Source organism: Fulvivirga maritima (genome assembly GCF_021389955.1).
GTDB classification, from domain to species: domain Bacteria; phylum Bacteroidota; class Bacteroidia; order Cytophagales; family Cyclobacteriaceae; genus Fulvivirga; species Fulvivirga maritima.
Window position 1 is genome coordinate 1441527 of sequence record NZ_CP089980.1, and the last position, 20168, is coordinate 1461694.

Genomic DNA, 20168 nt, shown 5'->3' on the forward strand with positions numbered 1-20168 from the left:
CATGATTTGCTTGATATCCTTGCAAATCATGGGCTGCTTTAATGATGACGCTGCTTGTGATCCGTATTTTACGGAAGAACCAGAAGTACAATTACAGTTTCGGGATTCAACCCCTTACTCTGAAGTATACGGGGTGAAGCCTGGCTTTAGTGATCTTATAGAACCTGAAGATGGCATATATTATCTGCCGATTAACCTCAACTCTGAAGCGTCTACCTACGTTTTTAAATCTGGAAATACTCAAGACACACTACAGCTTCATTATACTCTTGAAACTAAATATCTGTCAGAGGAGTGTGGCTTTGTGTTAGAGTTAAAGGATCTGCAAAACGGAGAACAAACAACATTCGATTCTGTATATGTAAGCTCCTATGAATATTATGTAGAAATAGAATGAAAAAAGCATCCATACTTTTACTTTTCCTAGCCATAGTAGGAAATACCTTAGCGCAAACAGAAGAGTCTCAAGAAAGAGATGCTATTTTTCTAAAGCTGGAACTATTCAAACAGGCCTTTGCTATTCAAAGAGGATATGTACTAGAACCAGAACTAGCCTGGCAACATGACCGGTTAAATTTCAATTTCACATATGGGTACTCACAATACAAAAGATCGAGTTTATACAAAGAATTAGACTATCTCAATAAAGGAAATTACTACCAGCTAGGCCTACTTTACCAAATAGTAGCCTCTAAGCAATATTTCGGGCAAGGCCTTTTTGTAGGCGTGCAAATGAGCTATGCTGATTTTAAAGAAACTGGTAGTGTAACTTTTGATGGACCTTATTTTGGAGATTATACTTCCAATTTAGAGCAGAGCAATGAATTATATTCTTTGGTATACATGCTCAGCTTCAAAAAAATGCTCTCTGACCACCTCATATTAGACCTTACTGGTAGAATATGTACAGTTTTAGATGATTATAACCAACCGCATTTTCCGGTATACATAGTACCTGGAAGTGGTGTAACCAATATTTTTGAACGACCCGAAGAAAACAGTTTTATGACCGGAGGACTCTCCGTCAAACTCGGATATAAATTTTAAATTATGGATTATCAAGTAACAGTAATAGGCTCAGGACCTGGCGGCTATGTGGCTGCAATAAGAGCTGCCCAACTCGGCTTTAAAACTGCCATTATTGAAAAATATAATACATTAGGAGGTACTTGCCTTAATGTGGGATGTATCCCCTCAAAGGCTTTATTAGACTCTACTGAGCATTTTCATAATGCTGCGAACCACTTTAAAGAGCATGGTATTGATATTAATACCCCTAAGGCTAACCTAAAACAAATGATCAGTCGTAAAGCTGACGTGGTAAAACAAACTTGCGACGGGATAGAATTCCTAATGAAGAAAAATAAAATAGATGTTCTTCATGGAGTAGGGTCATTTGTTGATAAAAATACTATTAAAATCACCCCTTCAGAAGGAGACGCTAAGCAAATAACTACAGAAAAAGTAATTATAGCCACAGGCTCTAAACCAGCTGATCTTCCATTTGCTAAAATTGATAAAGATAGAATCATCAGCAGTACAGAAGCTTTAGAGCTAAAAGAAATACCCAAACATTTAATAGTAATGGGGGGTGGTGTTATCGGTATGGAGTTAGGTTCTGTTTATGCCAGAATAGGCGCTAAAGTTACAGTAGTAGAGTACCTTGATCGTATCATACCTACTATGGACAGCACTATGAGTAAAGAACTGACCAGAACCAGTAAAAAGAATCTTGGTATAGACTTCAAAACCAGTCATAAAGTAACTTCTGTTGAAAATAAAGGTAAAGAGGTAGTAGTGAAAGCAGAAGACAAAAAAGGTAATGAGGTAGAGATAAAAGGAGATTACTGTCTGGTAGCCATAGGTAGAAAGCCTTATACTGAAGGACTCAGCCTTGAGAACGTCGGCATTAAAACTGACGAAAGGGGCAGAATAGAAACTGATGAGCACTTAAAAACAAGTGTTGATAATATCTATGCCATCGGTGATGTGGTAAAAGGAGCTATGCTAGCACACAAAGCAGAAGAAGAAGGCGTTATGGTGGCGGAGCAATTTGCCGGACAAAAGCCGCATATTAATTATAGATTAATCCCTGGTGTAGTATATACATGGCCAGAAGTAGCAGGAGTAGGATATACCGAAGAAGAGCTTAAAGAAAATGGAAGCGAGTATAAAGTTGGCTCATTTCCTTTCAAAGCCTTAGGTAGGGCCCGAGCTAGTATGGATACTGATGGTCAGGTGAAAATACTGGCAGATAAAAACACTGATGAGATTCTAGGCATACATATTACCGGCCCAAGAGCTGCTGATATGATTGCTGCTGGTGTTACGGCTATGGAATACCGTGCTGCTGCTGAAGACGTATCTAGAATGTCTCACGCACACCCTACATACATGGAAGCTGTAAAAGAAGCTTGCCTGGCAGCTACTGATAACAGAGCGCTACACGTATAATATTGTTAAACAAATAAAAAGGCTGCCTCTTAAAAAAGGGCAGCCTTTATCTTTTATGATCTCAGTTACTGTCATTCTTATTGCCATAAATGTTATTCTTTCACTCTATGCCTGGAATAACAACCACATTATGAATAAGTGGATTTTTAATCCATACAGCGTTAATAAATACAAGCAATATTACAGGTTCATTACCAGTGGCTTCATCCATAATGATACATTGCATCTCATCTTCAATATGTTTGTATTATGGATGTTTGGCAAAAACATTGAATACATCTTCACTACTATTTTTGGCTCTATTGGCCTCGTTATATACGCTGCCATGTTTTTACTAGGCATTATAGTAGCAGACATCCCCACCTACCTAAAACATAAAGAACACGCCTACTACAATGCTTTAGGCGCATCAGGCGGAGTTTCATCTATACTGTTTAGCTTCGTACTATTCGCCCCCAATGAACCTCTCTATTTATATGGAATTATTGGTTTACCAGGACTGGCATGGGCTGCCATTTATGTAGCATACTCTATATACATGGGTAAAAAAGGAGGCGACAACATCAACCACGACGCCCACCTCTGGGGAGGATTATTCGGTATTGCCTTCACTATTGGCGTATACCCAGAAGTACTGCTCCACTTCTTCAATCAACTAAAGGATTTTAGTTTGTTTTGAGATTGAGTTGATTGATTTCCTACTATTGCCAAACTAATATTCATTTATTTTAACATCTGATGCTTAAAGGATAAACCACTCATCCTATACAGTAACCTCTCCATTATTTTAAAATAAAATATTTTCTATCTTATTTATAACTTAGGATATGTTTTCTTTTGAAATTCTTGCCAGTCATTCACCAATAAATTATAGAATGTATAATTCAATAATTAAAAAATTCCTTCTTTTAATAACTATATCCTTACTATTTCTACCTCTGTGTTCTGCTCAAAATAGCGGAAACGTAAACAGAATTACTATTAACCCTAGTTACAATGGAACGAAAGTGGTTGATGCATTAAAGGCAATAGAAAGTGAGTACAGTGTAAACATCCTTTATAACGAAGAAACTATTCAAGGATTTACGCTTACAGGCATTACTAAACCCTTTAAACTAATAACATTTCTTAGGCTATTGTTAGTTGGTTACTCCGTTATTCCGGTTGAAAACAATACCTTACTAATACTAGAAGAAAAATATGAAAAAGACGTTCCTGAAATCAATGCGAGTTATATCCTATTAAAAATCAACTCCAAAAAACTTATAAAAGGCACCGTATTCGATGGTGAAACTAACGCTCCTATTATAGGAGCATATGTACAGCTTCCAATGGAGGACAAAGGTACAATTACAGACACAGATGGAAATTTTACTATAAAAACAACAAACAAAGTTAATCTGCTTCAAATCAAATACATTGGTTATTCCACTAAAAATATGCTTGTAGGCATAAGTTCTACTAGCTCTAAGACAGAAGAAGAATTCTACCTGTTTGAATCTTATACAGAATTAAGTGGTGTAGAAATTACTGCTGAAAGACAAGACAGGAATGTTACAGAGCAGATAACAGGAATTGAAAAAATGGGAGTAGAATCTATTAAAAGCCTTCCAACATTTTTAGGGGAAGTAGATCCATTAAAAAGTTTAACTACGCTCCCAGGGATTAGCTCAGCAGGCGATGTAACTGCAGGAATAAATGTTAGGGGAGGAGAAACAGGTCAAAACCTTATACATCAGGATGGAGCGCTTATTTACAATCCCACTCATTTATTCGGATTTTTTTCAGGTTTCAATCCAGATATGGTCAATAATGTTACACTATATAAAGGTGGAGGTCCTGCTTCACAAGGAGGCAGAGTTTCTTCAATTTTAAATATTGGCCTAAGAAATGGCAATGAAGATAAACACATTATAAAAGGTGGTTTAGGTATAATATCAAGCAGGTTAATGATAGAGGGCCCAATCAAAAAAGGACGGACCTCCTATATGCTAGGAGGTAGAATATCATATAGTAATTGGTTAATCAATTCCGTTCAAAATATACAATTAGAAAATAGTGCCGCCAATTTTCACGATGTCACAGGAAAAATATTTCATAAAATAGATAACAAAAATTATATCACTTTATCGGGTTATTATAGTTATGATGACTTTCAACTCGCCAAAGATTCTATATTCAACTGGAATACCAAGAATTTAAGTTTAAAATGGGATCATACGAAAAATGAGAATCTATCAACTTCTCTGACTGTTTCAGGCAGCAGATATCATACTATTGTGGACAACACTGAAGCCACTGCTATGTCTACTTCCAAAAATGGGATTAATACCTACAGAGCTGCATATGATATTAACTTCAATCAAAAAGGTAGAAATCACCATCAAATAGGTATTGGAACCACAGCTTCAGAAATAAACCCAGGGCAATTGATGGCGTCTCATAACAGTAATGTTCAGGAAATCAAACTAAGAAAGCAGCGTCTTTTAGAGCCTTATATCTATGGAGAAGGTAATTTTAACCTAGGGCTAAAATGGTCATTTAATGCCGGTATTCGAATAACTTCTGCATTTCGTTTTGGAGATGATCTAATATACAATTTTAACCAAGAAAGCTTAGATGGCAGGTCTCCTCATATAACAGACACAACTCAATATAATAAAGGAGAATTAATGTTTTCGGATATTAATATAGAACCAAGAATATCCTTTAGATACTTATTATCCAAATCCACTTCATTAAAGGCTAGTTACTTCAGAACCCATCAGTATATGCACTTAGTTTCCAATACTACCATTCCTATGCCTACAGATTATTGGATTGCAAGTAGTGATAATTTGAAACCTCAAAGAGGTGATCAGCTTTCTTTCGGTATATTCCAAAACATAAACCATTCGGAATATGAGATCTCCGCAGAGGGCTATTACAAAATCATCGATAACACTATAGACTATATTGAAGGAGCCAATTTAACTCTCAATCAAGCAATAGAAACTAATTTATTACAAGGCAAAGGACGCGCTTATGGTTTGGAATTTCAGGTTAAAAAAAATACCGGGAAATTTGATGGTTGGATTTCTTACACTTATTCCCGAAGCGAAAAGAAATTTAACCCGAGTAACCCTGAACTAGAAATAAATAATGGCAATTACTACCCCTCAATTTATGACCAACCTCATAATTTATCCATTATTCTAAATTACCATTTCAGTGAAAGAACCACTCTAAGTAGTAACTTCCAATACAGCACCGGGAGACCCATTACTATTCCCACCTCAAAATTTTCCTATGGACCATATCTTTCTGTGTTAAATTACTCTGAACGTAATGCGTATAGAATGCCGAATTATCATAGACTAGATTTATCACTTACCATTAAGGACAGAAACTATAAAGACAGATTTATCACAGGAGAATGGGTGATTTCTATCTACAATTTATACGGCAGAAAAAATGCATATTCTATATATTTTAATACAACAGGACTAGCCCATAAACTTTCAATATTAGGAAGTATGTTTCCCTCAATCTCTTACAATTTCAAAATATAAAGCATAACCGTAAGGATCTTCATTAATATTTTTCTGTTCTAATTATTAACACATGCTAATAAAAGAAATAAATATATACAACCAACTTAGGATACTCATATTAATAATCTGCATCACATCAATCCTATCATGTGTTGAATCCTATGAATTTGATACCAAGAATCAAGAACCAGGAGTAGTGGTAGAAAGCTACATATCTAACAAATCCTATAATGACACAAAATGTTATCCTTCTGAAGGCCGATACTTTAAAGTTCTATTAAAATATAACAGTTTACCTAGTAATGTACGTGATTCTAGCATAGCTAATGCCATAGTCATGTTAGAATCATCTTCCGGATCAACATGGTTTTATACCGAGATTGATAAGGGTGCATATTCTTTGTTAGATGATGACTTTAAAGCTACATATGAACAGCAATATAGACTCAATATAACTTTACCTAATAACACAGAAATAACCTCTTCCTGGCAAAAACTTCCTACTCCAGACACTCAGCTTGGCGAAGTCCATTTCGAAGAAACAATTCTTAGAAGCTATATAGATAAAGGAGACGAGAAACAATTAGAAGAAAATGATGGAATCAATGTCAGAATTAATACTACAGCAGATTCAAATCAATATTATAAATGGCAATTCGAACCGTTGTGGCTCTATAAAGCACCATACGCCAGTATAGGCACTCCAGGATATCAATGCTGGATAAAAGGAACTTACTACCTAAATGACTATCAATTAAAAAATATAAGTGCAGACAATTCAGACGCAAACCTATTCTCACTAGAAATAACCGGTAACGAAAAAATTTATGAATACTTCTCGGTATTAATTACCCAGCAAGTTATGAATTCAAATTCATACAATTTTTGGATGGAAATGAAAGAACAAAATCAAAATTCAGGATTATTTGATGAACCTCCAGTGTCATTACAAACCAATTACACCTCTTCTGATAAATCTATACCAGTATTTGGATACTTTAGTGTTTACACCGAGAACGCTACTAGATGGGTTTTTGATAAAGACAAGTTGAGCTATCCTATAGAAAATGACCTAAGAGCCCAATGCGACTCGCATATCTGTGTTGGCGGCCCTTGTCCTCCACCCTCATGCAGTGATTGCTTACTATATATGAATGGTTCACCTACAAACTCTGCTCCTGAATGGTGGGAAGAATAGATTTAATGATTAAAATCATTTAAACAACTATCTTCATGAAAGGTAAATTTATCTCATGATTAATCCCATTAATAAGCTTTAATCTCACGTACTATTATGTCTAAAGTTTGACAAATTAAAAAGGCTTCGAATAATTCGAAGCCTTTTTAATTTATTCCAAAATTCTGAAGATTAATTTACATCCCAGAAAATACTTGTTGTTGTATTATCTGCACCCATTGCTGAAATAGCTGCATTATAGCTAGCCACATTAATTAACCTCTCTTCTGTTGGATAAATAATTCTTTTAGGATTCTCTAATCCACTAGAAGGAGCAACTGCCAATACAGGATAATCCAATCTTCTTGCCTCTGTCCAAGCTTCATGGCCTTGTCCATAAAAAGCAATATACTTTTGATTACCTATCTTTTCTCTCCAAGTTCCTTCAGCTGTTGCATAGTTCACACTACTTTGAGACAAATAATCAGCAGCTTGACTCTCAGAGAGCCCCCAGTAACTAAAAGAAGCCCTTATACCAGCAGCATAATAATCTGCCGCTGAACCGTCAGTAATTATACCTCTCTCCACTGCTTCTGCCAATCCAAATTGAACGGAAGCATAATCCATCAATGTCCCTGCATAAGAGGCATCAACTATTGATTCAGTTGGATGCGTTAATTCTTCGTATGCGTTACCAGTGACTCCATAATCACCTCCTTCATAAGGTGTAACATTATCATCAAAATAAACATCACTTCTAGGATCATTGAAATCGTTTAATAAGTCAATGAAATTTTGTGTAACCACAAAATCACTAGCTCTACTGTCTATTTCAAAATAATCATAAATCGGGTTAACATATGGTTGTGTTCCAGTAAAATGAATTTGCGTATTATCATCATTTGAAGCAAATACGCCTGTATTAACAGCTGCAGTAACAAGTTCAGATGACCAAGTAGGGTTTATATCAGCTACTCTTAATCCAATCTTCAACTGTAATGAAGCAGCAAATTTCAACCATTTGGTCATATCTCCTTCATATATTAAATCTTCATCCGCTTCAAATCCTGTCTGATCAGTACTTATTAAAGAAATAGCAGAAGACAAGCTATCAGCAATAGCTGTATATACTGTCTCACCACTCTCATAAACTGGCGTAATATTATTCAAATCTAATGCTTCTCTAAAAGGTATGTATCCGAAGTTATCTACCAAATATTGATAAGCAAATACTTCCATGATTTTCACCATAGCCAATCTATTATTATGTTGACTTGTGAATGGCTCTCCCAAATCTTCCTCTGATCTTAAAATCTCCTTAGCCCTTGCCAACTCATATAAACCTTCCGTATATATATTATCCCATATTGTTCCTCCTACATTGCGGTTTGCTGCATCATAGCCAGACTCTTGTATGTAGGTTGTCTGAGTAAAGTAGTTAGCCCATATAAGAGAAACATTAGCATTATAGTCAATATCAACAAATTGTTTTGCAATATTATACTGACCGTAAGTAAAAAGAGGGGCAGCATCAATTTCTTGTGCATTCTTTGGATCAACATTAAGATCCGTCAAATCATCATCACAAGCCTGCATAGCAAAAACTAAAGCTAACAGACATATTATATAATTAAATCTTTTCATCCTTGATAATCCTTAAAATTGTACTCTTACATTAAATCCATACTCTTTAGTAGCAGGTAAAGCTCCGTTCTGGATACCTTGACTATTACCAGAACTAGCACTAAACTCTGGATCTCCATAAGGAAGATTCTTATCTATTATCCATAGGTTACGTCCATAAACACCAACTGTAACGTCTTGCAAAAATGTCTTACTAATTACACTTGAAGGTAATCTATAATTTAACGTTACCTCCCTAAGTTTGATATAACTAGCATCATATACTAGGCTTGCATCAGGGGCATAACCTCCCGTTTCTACTGAACCTCCATAATATCCAAATGGCGTCTCATAAGTACTTGCATCAGCTCTTACCGTATTCACTGCCCCATCTGCTGTAACTCCATCTAGAAGTACACCGCCTCCTTCACTAACAGGATCCCTTACCGGGTTACCTAACTCATTTAAACCAGCTGTCTCTTCATAAAGCCCTGTAGCTCTACCAAAACCCATATCATAGTTAACTATGTCACCTCCATGCTGAATATCAATTAAGAAGCTGAAAGATAAATTCTTATAACTGAAAGTATTATTCACTCCAGCATTCCAATCTGGCTGAATATTACCAATTATCTCAGTTGTTGATTCTGACATTAGGTATTTACCATCACTACCTACCACTCGTTTACCATTTAGGTATACATAATCAGAACCTGTTATAGCCCCATAAGCTTCGCCTTTTCTTGCATTAATTGCAGTTGACCACGCTGAATAAATTAATAAGTTTTCTCCACCTTCAAATAAAGAAACTACTTTATTTCTGTTTCGAGACCAGTTTACATTAACCCCCCATTCAAAATCTGAGGTTCTTACTGGAGCACCAAAAAGTGAAACTTCAATACCTTTATTTTCCATTTCACCAGCATTTACAAATCTATAGTTAAAGCCTGTTGCCTTAGATACTTGAACTGGTAAAATTTGATTGGTTGTATTCTTTTTATATAACGACAAATCCAATCTTACTCTATTATCAAGAGCACTCATTTCTAACCCCAATTCCAATTCTTCCGTTGTTTCAGGTTCCAAATCTGGATTGTTCGCAGTATCATCTATAAAGTATAGAGGTGTTGATCCATATGGAGTTGCCGCCTGATAAGTATTCAACAAACTATAAGGTTGTGCATCACTTGTTACTTGGGCCCATCCTAATCGAACTTTCCCCATGTTTAACCAAGATTGATCCATTAACTCACTAAAAATAAAACTTCCTGCCACTGATGGGTAAAGGTATGTGTTATTATCTTCAGGTAATGTAGATGACTTATCTACTCTTAATGTGGCATCTAAATATAATAAATCATTATACCCAAATGTTGCCTGACCGTAATATCCAAATTTTCTGACATGTGTATCTGTTTCAGTAGGAGGGTTAAGCGCACTTACAGAATTGCTCAAAGCATATACTCCATCAACGACTAGACCTCCATTTGTAGAACTTCTTGTACTGTTGATCCTAGTATTTTTTATTGAAACTCCTAAAAGGCCATTAAAAGAAAACTTATCAGTTATGTTCTTATTAAACTGTAAAATAAAATCACTGTTGTAAGCTTCAAAAGTTCTATGATATTTAGAGTAACTTGGTTGCGCTAAACTTCCCACAGCCATTCGCTCTTCTTGCAAATCACTATAGCTATCCACCCCAAATCTAGCCATAGCTTTCATCCATTCAGTAATTTCGTAGTTTACTTGAAATTTACCAAAAAACCTATTCCTTCTATCAGTTTCATAATTCTCATTCAATACAAAATATGGATTATTGAAGTAATGTGGTGACACATCTGTATTTGAATTGGGATTCCAAGTTATATTTTGTCCTGTCTGGTTATATGCCTGCTCTTGAGCTTTAAGATCTACATTAGTTTGAAACCATTGTCTTAAACCTTGTACTACGTTACCACCATCGTACCCAGTTCCATATCTACCTTTACCCTCCGTGCGGAAATAAGACATTTTACCATCTACTGATAATTTTTCAGATAAGTTATAACTCGCATTAAAATCAATAACATCTCTGGTTATCTCACTATTTGGCAAAATTCCCGTTCTATTGTCATGAGTGTATCCCGCTCTAAATGACCCCTTTTCATTACCTCCTTGAAAACTTAAACTTGTAACATTTGAAACTCCTGTCTCAAAAATATAATCAGGTCCATTTTCAGCACCAACCCAAGGTTGAGGCTGCATGTATGTATCCAATTCTGGATATAATGACTCCCATGTGTATACTAAAAGGTTAGGATCGTAAGCAGCACCAAACGATGCATCTTCACCAACCGGCACCAAAAGGTCTAGTTGCCCATCCCCATTTACATCCCTATCATAAAAATAATCTGATGTGTCTCCATATCCAGGACTATATCCCGCCCCATAGCTATTTTGATATTTAGGAAATGTCTTTTTATCAAAAACACTAAAAGAAGTATTATGATTTAAAGTCACTCCTATTCCTTTTTGCTTTGATCCCTTTTTCGTTGTGATCAAAACAACTCCGTTTGCCGCATCAGATCCATAAAGAGCAGCAGCAGTAGCACCTTTTAACACTGAGATAGATGCGATACTTTCTGGGTCGATATCAGAAGCAGCATTACCATAGTCATAACCACCGCCTCCAGTTTGCTGATCTGCAGTATTTAAGTTACTGTTACTGATAGGAATACCATCAACAACAAATAATACTTGGTTATTTCCAGTCAAAGAGTTAGATCCCCTAACTACAGCATTAACAGAACCTCCAAGAGAGTTACTTTTTTTAATATTAAGTCCTGAAACTTTACCAGATAAAGAACTAATAAAACTTCCTTCTTTTGCTTTAGAAACGGCATCTCCTGATACTTCCTGAACAGAATACCCTAAAGATCTTTCCTCCCTCTCAATACCTAAGGCTGTTACTACAACCTCTCCAAGTTGTTGAACATCCTCCTGCATCTGCACATCAATTACAGACCTTCCAGCTATAGCCTCTTCCTTTGAAGCTAACCCTACAAATGAAAATACTAAAGTAGCATCTTCTGGAGCAGAAAGGCTATAATTACCTTCTACATCCGTTACCGTACCATTGGATGTACCTTTTACGATAACGTTTACTCCGGGCATTCCTGTTCCGTCCTTAGCCGACGTCACTTTCCCGGAAACAGTCTTTTCTTGTGCCCACGTAACCAGCGAGAACACGAAAAAACTCATAAATAGTAATAGTTTCCTCATAATTAGTTGTTTTAGGTTATTTTAGTTAGAAATGGTACTCATGTAAAAATACCAAGCCGCCAAATTAACACAGGTTGATGTAAAAACAAAATCTAATTCCGTCATGAAGCTGAATTTTAGTCGAATATTTCGACTTTTACTTAAAGTATAGATTTAAGCATTTTATCAGGTTCAGCTTCTTTTAAATCGATTTCGAAGATAAAACATAACAAAATTGAGTTAGTGCAATTAATAAAATTTCAGAAAAGACAGCGGTTTCTTAAAATATTCACAAAAGGCACGAAATCTGAAATTTTAGGCAAGCCTATAAAACAAAAAAACCTTCCCGAAATAAATCGAGAAGGTTTCTCCTAATGTATGTTTTATAGGAAGCTTACGCTTGTGCTTCTACAGATACAAATGATCTGTTGTTTCTTCCTTTTTTGAAAGTAACTATACCATCAGATAAAGCAAATAATGTATGGTCTTTTCCAATACCTACATTTTTACCTGGGTGATGCTTAGTTCCTCTTTGTCTCACGATAATGTTTCCAGCGATAGCTTGCTGTCCTCCAAATATCTTTACTCCTAGTCGTTTACTTTCCGACTCTCTACCGTTTTTAGAACTACCAGCTCCTTTTTTATGTGCCATGTTCGTTAAATGTTTTTATTATACTTAAGTATCTGTTCTCTAAACTTAGTTCAAACTAACTTGAAGCCTCTTTATGCAGCTTCCTCTGTAGATTCCTTCTTCTTAGTGGCCTTTTTAGCTCCTTTACCAACGATATCTTCTATCTGAATTTTGGTAAACTGCTGGCGGTGACCGTTTTTCTTCTTGTAACCTTTTCTTCTTTTCTTTTTGAAGACGATTACTTTATCACCTTTTACATGACCCAGGATTTTTCCTGATACTTTGGCACCTTCTACTAATGGTGCACCTACTTCGATCGTATTGCCATCACCTAATAACAATACGTTACCGAACTCAACGGAAGCGCCTTCTTCGCCCTCCAACTTGGGAGCATACACGAATTGGTCTTTTGTTACTTTGAACTGCTTTCCGGCTATGTCAACTATTGCGTACATGTAACTTATAGATTTTTAAAATGGATTGCAAAGTTAAACTAATTATATTAAATATCAAACACTTGCTTGGATGATAATAATGATAATTATTCTATATATATTAAGGTGTAGTGCTTGCGCTTACGCTTGCTTCGCTTGCTTATATTGCTTGACTTGCTTGCAATTATCGAATGCTTTATTTTAACTTCGTATTTCTTTTTCACAATATGAAACTCAACATTCCCGAAAAATACGCAGATTTATACCTGAAAGCGCTCTCAGAACGTAAGCGTATGCTTCAGGCTAAAATAGCTGAGTTTCAGAGGGAAATAGATGATATTGAAAACCATATGAGTGCGCTTACAAGCATACCCATTTTTCAGGATAATCTACCTACCAGCAAGTCTAAATATCAAGCGAACAGCTATCAGGAGGAGTGGCCATGGTCTAGAAAAATCACTTATTATCAGGAACTTAACAAGCAAATAATGACCTCCGCAGAAGTGGTAGACTTCATTTTAAATAAGGAACCAAGCCTAGACAAAAACAAGGTAAGAAGCTCAATATCAGCGGCTTTATCTAACAAACACCGCTCTGGTGATTATATTAAATTTGTAGACCCAGTCACTAATACCGCTTACTACGGGCCACCTGAGTGGTTTATAAATAAGGAGCAGCCCCATCTCACTTATGTACCAAACGATCTTAAAAAAAGGCTTATCGGCAAGTAATATAATGTAAGAAATGCTGCTTCAAATGAACTTCAGCAGCTTGATTCTGTGGAAAACTTTTTGAGATTTTTTCAACCCCATTTCCTGCCATCTAGAGGCAAACTAACAATTGAAAAAATGCCCCTAATTACCTGTAAATAAATAACTTATATCACATAAGCACCCCATGCCTCCGCTTCAGCTTTCAGCTTTGATTTTTCTTCTCATTTCTTAATTTTGCATCAGCTTTTCACAGCTACAAATTCTAACACCGTTCTGGAATGTCCCTGTAATTTTTAGAACAAATATTTCGTTTTAACAAAACATTGACCTCTGGTCCATTTTTATAAATAATAAGTTTTCAACTTAAACATGTAAATGATGAGTGACAACACAAACGCCATTGAAGAACCTATATTAAAAGAGAACAAAAACAGATTTGTATTATTCCCTATACAGCATGATGATATCTGGGAGTTTTACAAAAAATCAGAAGCCAGCTTTTGGACAGCAGAAGAAATAGATTTAGGGCAGGACCTAAAAGACTGGAACAACCTGAACGATGGTGAACGTCACTTTATATCTCATGTACTTGCCTTTTTTGCAGCCAGTGATGGTATTGTAAATGAAAACCTGGCAGAAAACTTTGTGGCAGAAGTACAATATACTGAAGCTAAATTTTTCTATGGTTTCCAGATAGCCGTTGAAAACATTCACTCTGAAACTTATTCTTTATTAATAGACACTTATATTAAAGATGCTAAAGAAAAAGACAGGCTCTTCAATGCTATTGATACTATGGACTGCGTGAAGTTGAAAGCTGACTGGGCTCTGAGATGGATCGATAAAGGAAGTTTTGCAGAAAGACTAGTGGCATTTGCAGCAGTAGAAGGAATTTTCTTCTCAGGTAGTTTCTGTTCTATCTTCTGGTTAAAGAAAAGAGGTCTAATGCCAGGACTAAGTTTCTCTAATGAGCTTATCTCCAGAGATGAAGGTCTGCACTGTGATTTTGCTTGCTTAATTTATAATAACCACCTTGTAAACAAGTTGCCAAAAAGCACTGTTAAGGAAATCATTAAAGATGCCGTTTCTATTGAAAAAGATTTCGTTACTGATGCTCTTCCTGTATCTCTGATAGGTATGAATGCTGATTTGATGTGCCAATACATCGAGTTTGTTGCAGACAGACTATTACAAGAGCTTACTGGAGAAAAAATCTATGGCGCAACCAATCCATTCGATTTTATGGAAATGATTTCTTTACAAGGTAAAACAAATTTCTTCGAGAAAAGAGTAGGAGATTACCAAAAAGCCGGTGTGATGAAGAAAAATGATGATTCTTCTCCTAAGTTTTCTCTTGACGAAGATTTTTAATTTTTTTGATAATATAAAAAAACCAACATAACCCCCTATTTATATGCTAGTAATAAAAAGAGACGGACGGCGTGAGTCCGTTAAATTTGACAAGATAACGTCAAGAATTGAAAAACTTTGCTACGGCCTAGATATGAACTATATCGAGCCAGTAGATATTGCCAAAAAGGTTATTAATGGAATATATGATGGTGTAACTACCGTAGAATTAGATAACCTGGCTGCAGAAACTGCCGCTTCTATGACTACAAAGCACCCAGATTTTGCTTTGTTAGCTGCTAGAATGGCTATTTCTAACCTTCATAAAGTAACTAGCAAGTCTTTTTCAAATACTATGAAAAGACTTTATACTTATGAAGATCCTAAAACAGCAGAAAATGCACCTTTGATTTCTAAAGAAGCGTATGGGGTTATCAAGAAAAACGCCGCTTTATTAGATTCTACTATTATATACGACAGGGATTTTAACTACGACTACTTCGGATTTAAAACTCTTGAAAGATCTTACCTAATGAAAATAGATGGTAAGATAGTAGAAAGACCACAGCACATGCTTATGAGAGTAGCTGTAGGTATTCATATGGATGACATTGAGTCTGTAATTGAAACTTACAACTTGTTAAGTGAAAAATGGTTTACTCACGCTACACCTACACTTTTCAACGCAGGTACTCCTAAGCCTCAATTGTCTTCTTGTTTCTTACTTACTATGCAAGAAGATAGTATAGATGGTATTTATGATACCTTGAAACAATGTGCTAAAATATCACAATCAGCTGGTGGAATAGGGTTAAGCATTCATAATGTAAGAGCTACCGGATCATATATCAAAGGAACAGGGGGTGTTTCTAACGGTATCGTGCCTATGCTTAGAAACTTTGATATGACTGCCAGATACGTAGATCAGGGTGGTGGTAAAAGAAAAGGAAGCTTTGCTATTTACCTTGAGCCTTGGCATGCGGATATCTTTGATTTCCTTGATCTGAGAAAAAACCACGGTAAAGAAGAATTAAGAGCCAGAGACCTTTTCTACGCATTATGGATTTCTGATTTATTCATGAAAAGAGTAGAAAACAACGAAATGTGGTCTCTTTTCTGCCCTAACGAAGCTCCAGGATTAGCTGATTGCTACGGTGAAGAGTTCGAAAAACTTTATACTAAGTACGAAAGCGAAGGAAAATACAGAAGACAAATAAAAGCTCAGGATTTATGGTTTGAAGTATTGGAAGCTCAAATAGAAACAGGAACTCCGTTCATGCTTTATAAAGATGCTGCCAATAGAAAATCTAACCAGAAGAATTTAGGTACTATTAAGTCTAGTAACTTATGTACTGAAATTATGGAATACACTGCTCCTGATGAAGTGGCTGTATGTAACCTGGCTTCAATTGCTCTACCTAAATTTGTTACAGAAGAAGGTACTTTTGATCATCAGAAGCTTTATGATATAACTAAGGTAATCACTCGTAACCTCAATAAAATTATTGATGTTAACTATTACCCTGTTGCTGAAGCTAAAACATCCAACATGAGACACAGACCTATCGGTATAGGTGTACAAGGTCTGGCGGATGCCTTCTTAATGTTAAAAATGCCTTTTGACTCTGAAGAAGCTAAAGGATTAAACAAAGATATCCACGAAACTATCTACTTTGCTGCTATGACAGCTTCTATGGAAATAGCTCAGGTAGAAGGACCGTATGAAACATTCAAAGGTTCACCTGTTTCTAAAGGTATATTCCAGTTTGATATGTGGGGAGTAACTCCTGAGTCTAACCGTTGGGACTGGGCTACTTTAAAGCAACAAGTGAAAAAGCATGGGGTAAGAAACTCTCTTTTAGTAGCACCTATGCCTACTGCTTCTACTTCTCAAATACTTGGTAACAATGAGTGCTTTGAGCCTTATACTTCAAACATTTATACCAGAAGAACATTATCAGGTGAGTTCATTGTAGTGAACAAGCACTTGATGAGAGATCTTATTGAGTTAGGAATTTGGGATGATGATATGAAAAACAGATTGATCGAAGCTAACGGTTCTGTTCAAGGTTTCGCTGATATCCCACAAAATATAAAAGACAGATATAAAACAGTTTGGGAATTATCTCAAAAAGTAATTATAGATATGGCTGCCGATAGAGGTGCCTATATTTGCCAAAGTCAGAGTATGAACGTTCACGTTCAAGAGCCTAACTTCGGTAAGTTAACCTCTATGCACTTCCACGCATGGAAAAAAGGCTTGAAAACCGGAATGTATTATCTAAGAACAAAAGCCGCTGCTTCTGCTATTCAGTTTACAGTTGATAAGTCTGCCAAACACCAACCTGTAGCTAGAAACGCAGAATTAGAAGACCAAAATCGCTCAGATATGGCTTGTTCACTAGATGATCCGGATTCTTGCGAGGCATGCGGAAGTTAATTTATGTCACCTAGTTAATTCACTTTAACTTGAAGTCCCGATCCTCACCGATCGGGACTTTTTTATTTCCTTATATAAAAGGTACCGATCTACTCAGTAGCTTTTGTTAAATTCGCTGACCAATAACCTATAAGATAACCATGAAAAAAATTACACTAGCTTTTATTGCTCTACTTTTTATGAATATCGCATTTGCCCAAAAAGAAATAACTGTTTCTGATATATTTGAAAAAGGCACTTTCTCTCAGAAGAGTGTCTATGGTATTAACTGGATGAACGATGGCCGCTACTACAGCGCCCAGGAAGGTAATGACATAGTAAAATATGATGTTACCACCGGAGAAAAGGTTGCTACCATACTCAATGGAGATGACCTGAGTCCATCCATTAACTTCAGAGGTTATACTTTTAGCCAAGGCATGGATAAAATATTGCTGATGACTGAGCGGGAAAGCATCTATAGAAGATCTTACAAAGCCGAATTCTATGTTTATGATATGGAAACCAAAAAACTGGTAAAACTATCAGAAAACGGTAAGCAATCATATGCTTCATTTTCTCCAGATGGCTCCAAAGTAGCATTCACACGTGATAATAATCTCTTTTATGTGAACCTTGCTGATATGAGTGAAGTGCAAATCACCTCAGATGGCGAATTTAATCATATTATTAACGGCAGCACAGATTGGGTTTATGAAGAAGAACTCTCCTTCACTAAGGCATTTGAATGGTCTGGAAATGGAGAACAAATCTTCTTTCTGACTTTTGATGAAAGCGGAGTAAGAGAATACAATATGCAAGTATGGCATAACGGACAGCTCTACCCTGAAGATTATCGTTTCAAATACCCAAAAGCAGGAGAAGATAACAGTAAAGTTACAGCACAAATTTTCACGCTTAAAAACAAAGCGTTAACCCAGGTTGAACTTCAAGGAGATGATAAAGAATTTTATATAGCAAGAATAAAACCTACCGAAAAAGCTCAAACACTGGCATTAATAAGACTCAACAGGCTTCAAAATAAAATTGATTTACTTCATGTAAATATGAATAACGGAGAAGTAAAAGAAGTGCTCTCCGAAAAATATGACACTTACATAGATATTGATTTTATTGACGAGCTGTATTACCTAAAAGATGGAGAAAGGTTCATCTGGGCCAGCGAAAAATCAGGCTATAAGCACTTATACCTGTATAATACTGATGGAAAATTGATTAACCAAATCACGAATGGTGAATGGGAAGCTTTATCAATAGCAGGAGTTGAAGAAAAAGGGAAGAAAGCTACTATCTATTATACTTCAAATGAAGGTTCTCCACTAGAGAAATACTTCTACTCTGTGGGTATTAATGGTAAAGGCAAGCAAAAGCTTACTGAGCAACAAGGTGTGCATAACATTAATATGAGTAATGATCAGCAATATTATATAGATTATTACTCTAGTGCTACTGATCCTCTGAAAGTGACTTTGTACCAAACCAAAGGAAATAAAAAGATAAAAGTGCTGGAAGATAATGCAGCACTAAGCGAAACAGCAAAAGAATATAACCTTCAGGAAAAAGAGTTTTTCACCTTTAAAACAGTAGATGGAACAGAGCTAAATGGCTACATGCTTAAACCAGAAGGTTTTGATCCAAATAAGCAATATCCCATTCTTATCTATCAATACAGTGGGCCAGGTTCTCAAAATGTATTTAACTCATGGGGTGGCGGTCAATATTACTGGCACCAGATGTTAACTCAAAAAGGCTATATAGTAGCCGTGATTGATACACGAGGAACAGGTGGCCGTGGAGCTGATTTCAAAAAAATCACCTATAAACAACTAGGTAAATATGAGGTAGAAGATCATATAGAAGCAGCCAAATTTTTAGGTACGCAGACTTACATAGATGCCGATAGAATAGGTATTTGGGGCTGGAGTTATGGTGGTTATATGAGCTCATTAGCCATTTTAAAGGGGGCCGATGTATTTAAAGCGGCAATAGCTGTGGCACCGGTAACTAATTGGAGATTTTATGACACCATTTATACAGAAAGGTATATGGATACTCCACAAAATAATGCCTCTGGTTATGATGATAATTCTCCTACCACTTATGCAGATCAGCTTAAAGGCAACTTCCTGCTTATTCATGGTACAGGTGATGACAATGTGCATTTCCAGAACTCGGTGGCTCTGCAAAACGCATTGATACATCATGGAAAGCAGTTTGACTCATTTTACTATCCTGACAGAACACATGGTATTTATAAAGATAGCGCTCGCCCTCACTTATTTACTATGATGACTAACTGGATAATAGAAAACCTTTAAACTTATCTTAAAGGGCTGTCTCAAAAGTAGTGACTCAATGAATGTCACATTGGGTTACTACCAATGACAGTTGTGTGAAAAGTCAGAACAATTGAGATCTAATTAAATCATGAATCAGTACCGATCGTCTACACTTCGACACGGCTCAGCGTGACTCGGCTGTGGTTTCATCTTGCTGTACAGTTGTGAGGTGACAGTGGTTTGAAAAGAAGGCTTTTCTCAAGTTCTTAGTGGTAGTTCATTTATATGAAATGC

Annotated in this window: 14 protein-coding genes; 10 read left to right on the forward strand and 4 right to left on the reverse strand. The window is 36.1% G+C overall.

The window, feature by feature from the left end; translation table 11 throughout:
- The first annotated feature begins 1 nt into the window (after window position 1).
- The 6 genes from LVD15_RS06040 to LVD15_RS06065 all read left to right on the forward strand — a co-directional run bounded on the left by LVD15_RS06040 (window position 2) and on the right by LVD15_RS06065 (window position 7185).
- Window positions 2-397 carry a DUF6452 family protein gene (locus LVD15_RS06040; RefSeq protein ID WP_233779405.1) on the forward strand — a complete coding sequence of 132 codons (396 nt, stop codon included), beginning with the start codon at window positions 2-4 and terminating at the stop codon, window positions 395-397.
- On the forward strand, window positions 394-1047 hold the full coding sequence (locus LVD15_RS06045) for a hypothetical protein (protein WP_233779406.1): 654 nt from the start codon (window positions 394-396) through the stop codon (window positions 1045-1047). The genes LVD15_RS06040 and LVD15_RS06045 overlap by 4 nt, the downstream gene beginning before the upstream one ends.
- A gap of 3 nt (window positions 1048-1050) precedes the next feature.
- Entirely contained in the window at window positions 1051-2454 is a 1404-nt protein-coding gene (lpdA, locus tag LVD15_RS06050; RefSeq protein WP_233779407.1) for a dihydrolipoyl dehydrogenase, read from the forward strand.
- A 130-nt stretch (window positions 2455-2584) separates the two neighbouring features.
- A complete protein-coding gene (locus LVD15_RS06055; protein WP_233779408.1) occupies window positions 2585-3133 on the forward strand; it encodes a rhomboid family intramembrane serine protease in 549 nt (182 codons plus the stop codon).
- Window positions 3134-3329: 196 nt separating this feature from the next.
- Window positions 3330-6005, forward strand: coding sequence for a TonB-dependent receptor (locus LVD15_RS06060; RefSeq protein WP_233779409.1), 2676 nt, complete (start codon window positions 3330-3332; stop codon window positions 6003-6005).
- Between the two features lie 52 nt (window positions 6006-6057).
- Complete coding sequence (locus LVD15_RS06065) at window positions 6058-7185, forward strand: DUF4249 family protein (RefSeq protein ID WP_233779410.1); 1128 nt, start codon at window positions 6058-6060, stop codon at window positions 7183-7185.
- 171 nt (window positions 7186-7356) lie between these two features.
- Here the strand turns inward: LVD15_RS06065 and LVD15_RS06070 are convergent, their stop codons facing one another.
- From LVD15_RS06070 to rplU, 4 genes are all read right to left on the reverse strand, one after another.
- Window positions 7357-8808, reverse strand: a complete 1452-nt coding sequence (locus tag LVD15_RS06070) for a SusD/RagB family nutrient-binding outer membrane lipoprotein (RefSeq protein WP_233779411.1) — start codon at window positions 8806-8808, stop codon at window positions 7357-7359.
- A 12-nt stretch (window positions 8809-8820) separates the two neighbouring features.
- Window positions 8821-12048, reverse strand: coding sequence for a SusC/RagA family TonB-linked outer membrane protein (locus tag LVD15_RS06075; RefSeq protein WP_233779412.1), 3228 nt, complete (start codon window positions 12046-12048; stop codon window positions 8821-8823).
- A 373-nt stretch (window positions 12049-12421) separates the two neighbouring features.
- Window positions 12422-12679: a 50S ribosomal protein L27 gene (gene rpmA, locus LVD15_RS06080; RefSeq protein ID WP_233779413.1), complete on the reverse strand. Its 258-nt coding sequence runs from the start codon at window positions 12677-12679 to the stop codon at window positions 12422-12424.
- A gap of 71 nt (window positions 12680-12750) precedes the next feature.
- Window positions 12751-13113 carry a 50S ribosomal protein L21 gene (gene rplU / locus LVD15_RS06085; RefSeq protein WP_233779414.1) on the reverse strand — a complete coding sequence of 121 codons (363 nt, stop codon included), beginning with the start codon at window positions 13111-13113 and terminating at the stop codon, window positions 12751-12753.
- Between the two features lie 206 nt (window positions 13114-13319).
- Here rplU and LVD15_RS06090 point away from each other — a divergent pair, with 206 nt between their 5' ends.
- The 4 genes from LVD15_RS06090 (at window position 13320) to LVD15_RS06105 (ending at window position 19913) form a co-directional block, all read left to right on the forward strand.
- A complete protein-coding gene (locus LVD15_RS06090; RefSeq protein ID WP_233779415.1) occupies window positions 13320-13823 on the forward strand; it encodes a hypothetical protein in 504 nt (167 codons plus the stop codon).
- Window positions 13824-14183: 360 nt separating this feature from the next.
- The gene (locus LVD15_RS06095) at window positions 14184-15176 is read left to right on the forward strand and encodes a ribonucleoside-diphosphate reductase small subunit (RefSeq protein ID WP_233779416.1); all 993 of its coding nucleotides are present in this window, start codon (window positions 14184-14186) and stop codon (window positions 15174-15176) included.
- A 43-nt stretch (window positions 15177-15219) separates the two neighbouring features.
- Window positions 15220-17595 carry a ribonucleoside-diphosphate reductase subunit alpha gene (locus LVD15_RS06100; RefSeq protein WP_233779417.1) on the forward strand — a complete coding sequence of 792 codons (2376 nt, stop codon included), beginning with the start codon at window positions 15220-15222 and terminating at the stop codon, window positions 17593-17595.
- 140 nt (window positions 17596-17735) lie between these two features.
- A complete protein-coding gene (locus LVD15_RS06105; RefSeq protein ID WP_233779418.1) occupies window positions 17736-19913 on the forward strand; it encodes a S9 family peptidase in 2178 nt (725 codons plus the stop codon).
- The last annotated feature ends 255 nt before the right edge of the window (window positions 19914-20168 follow it).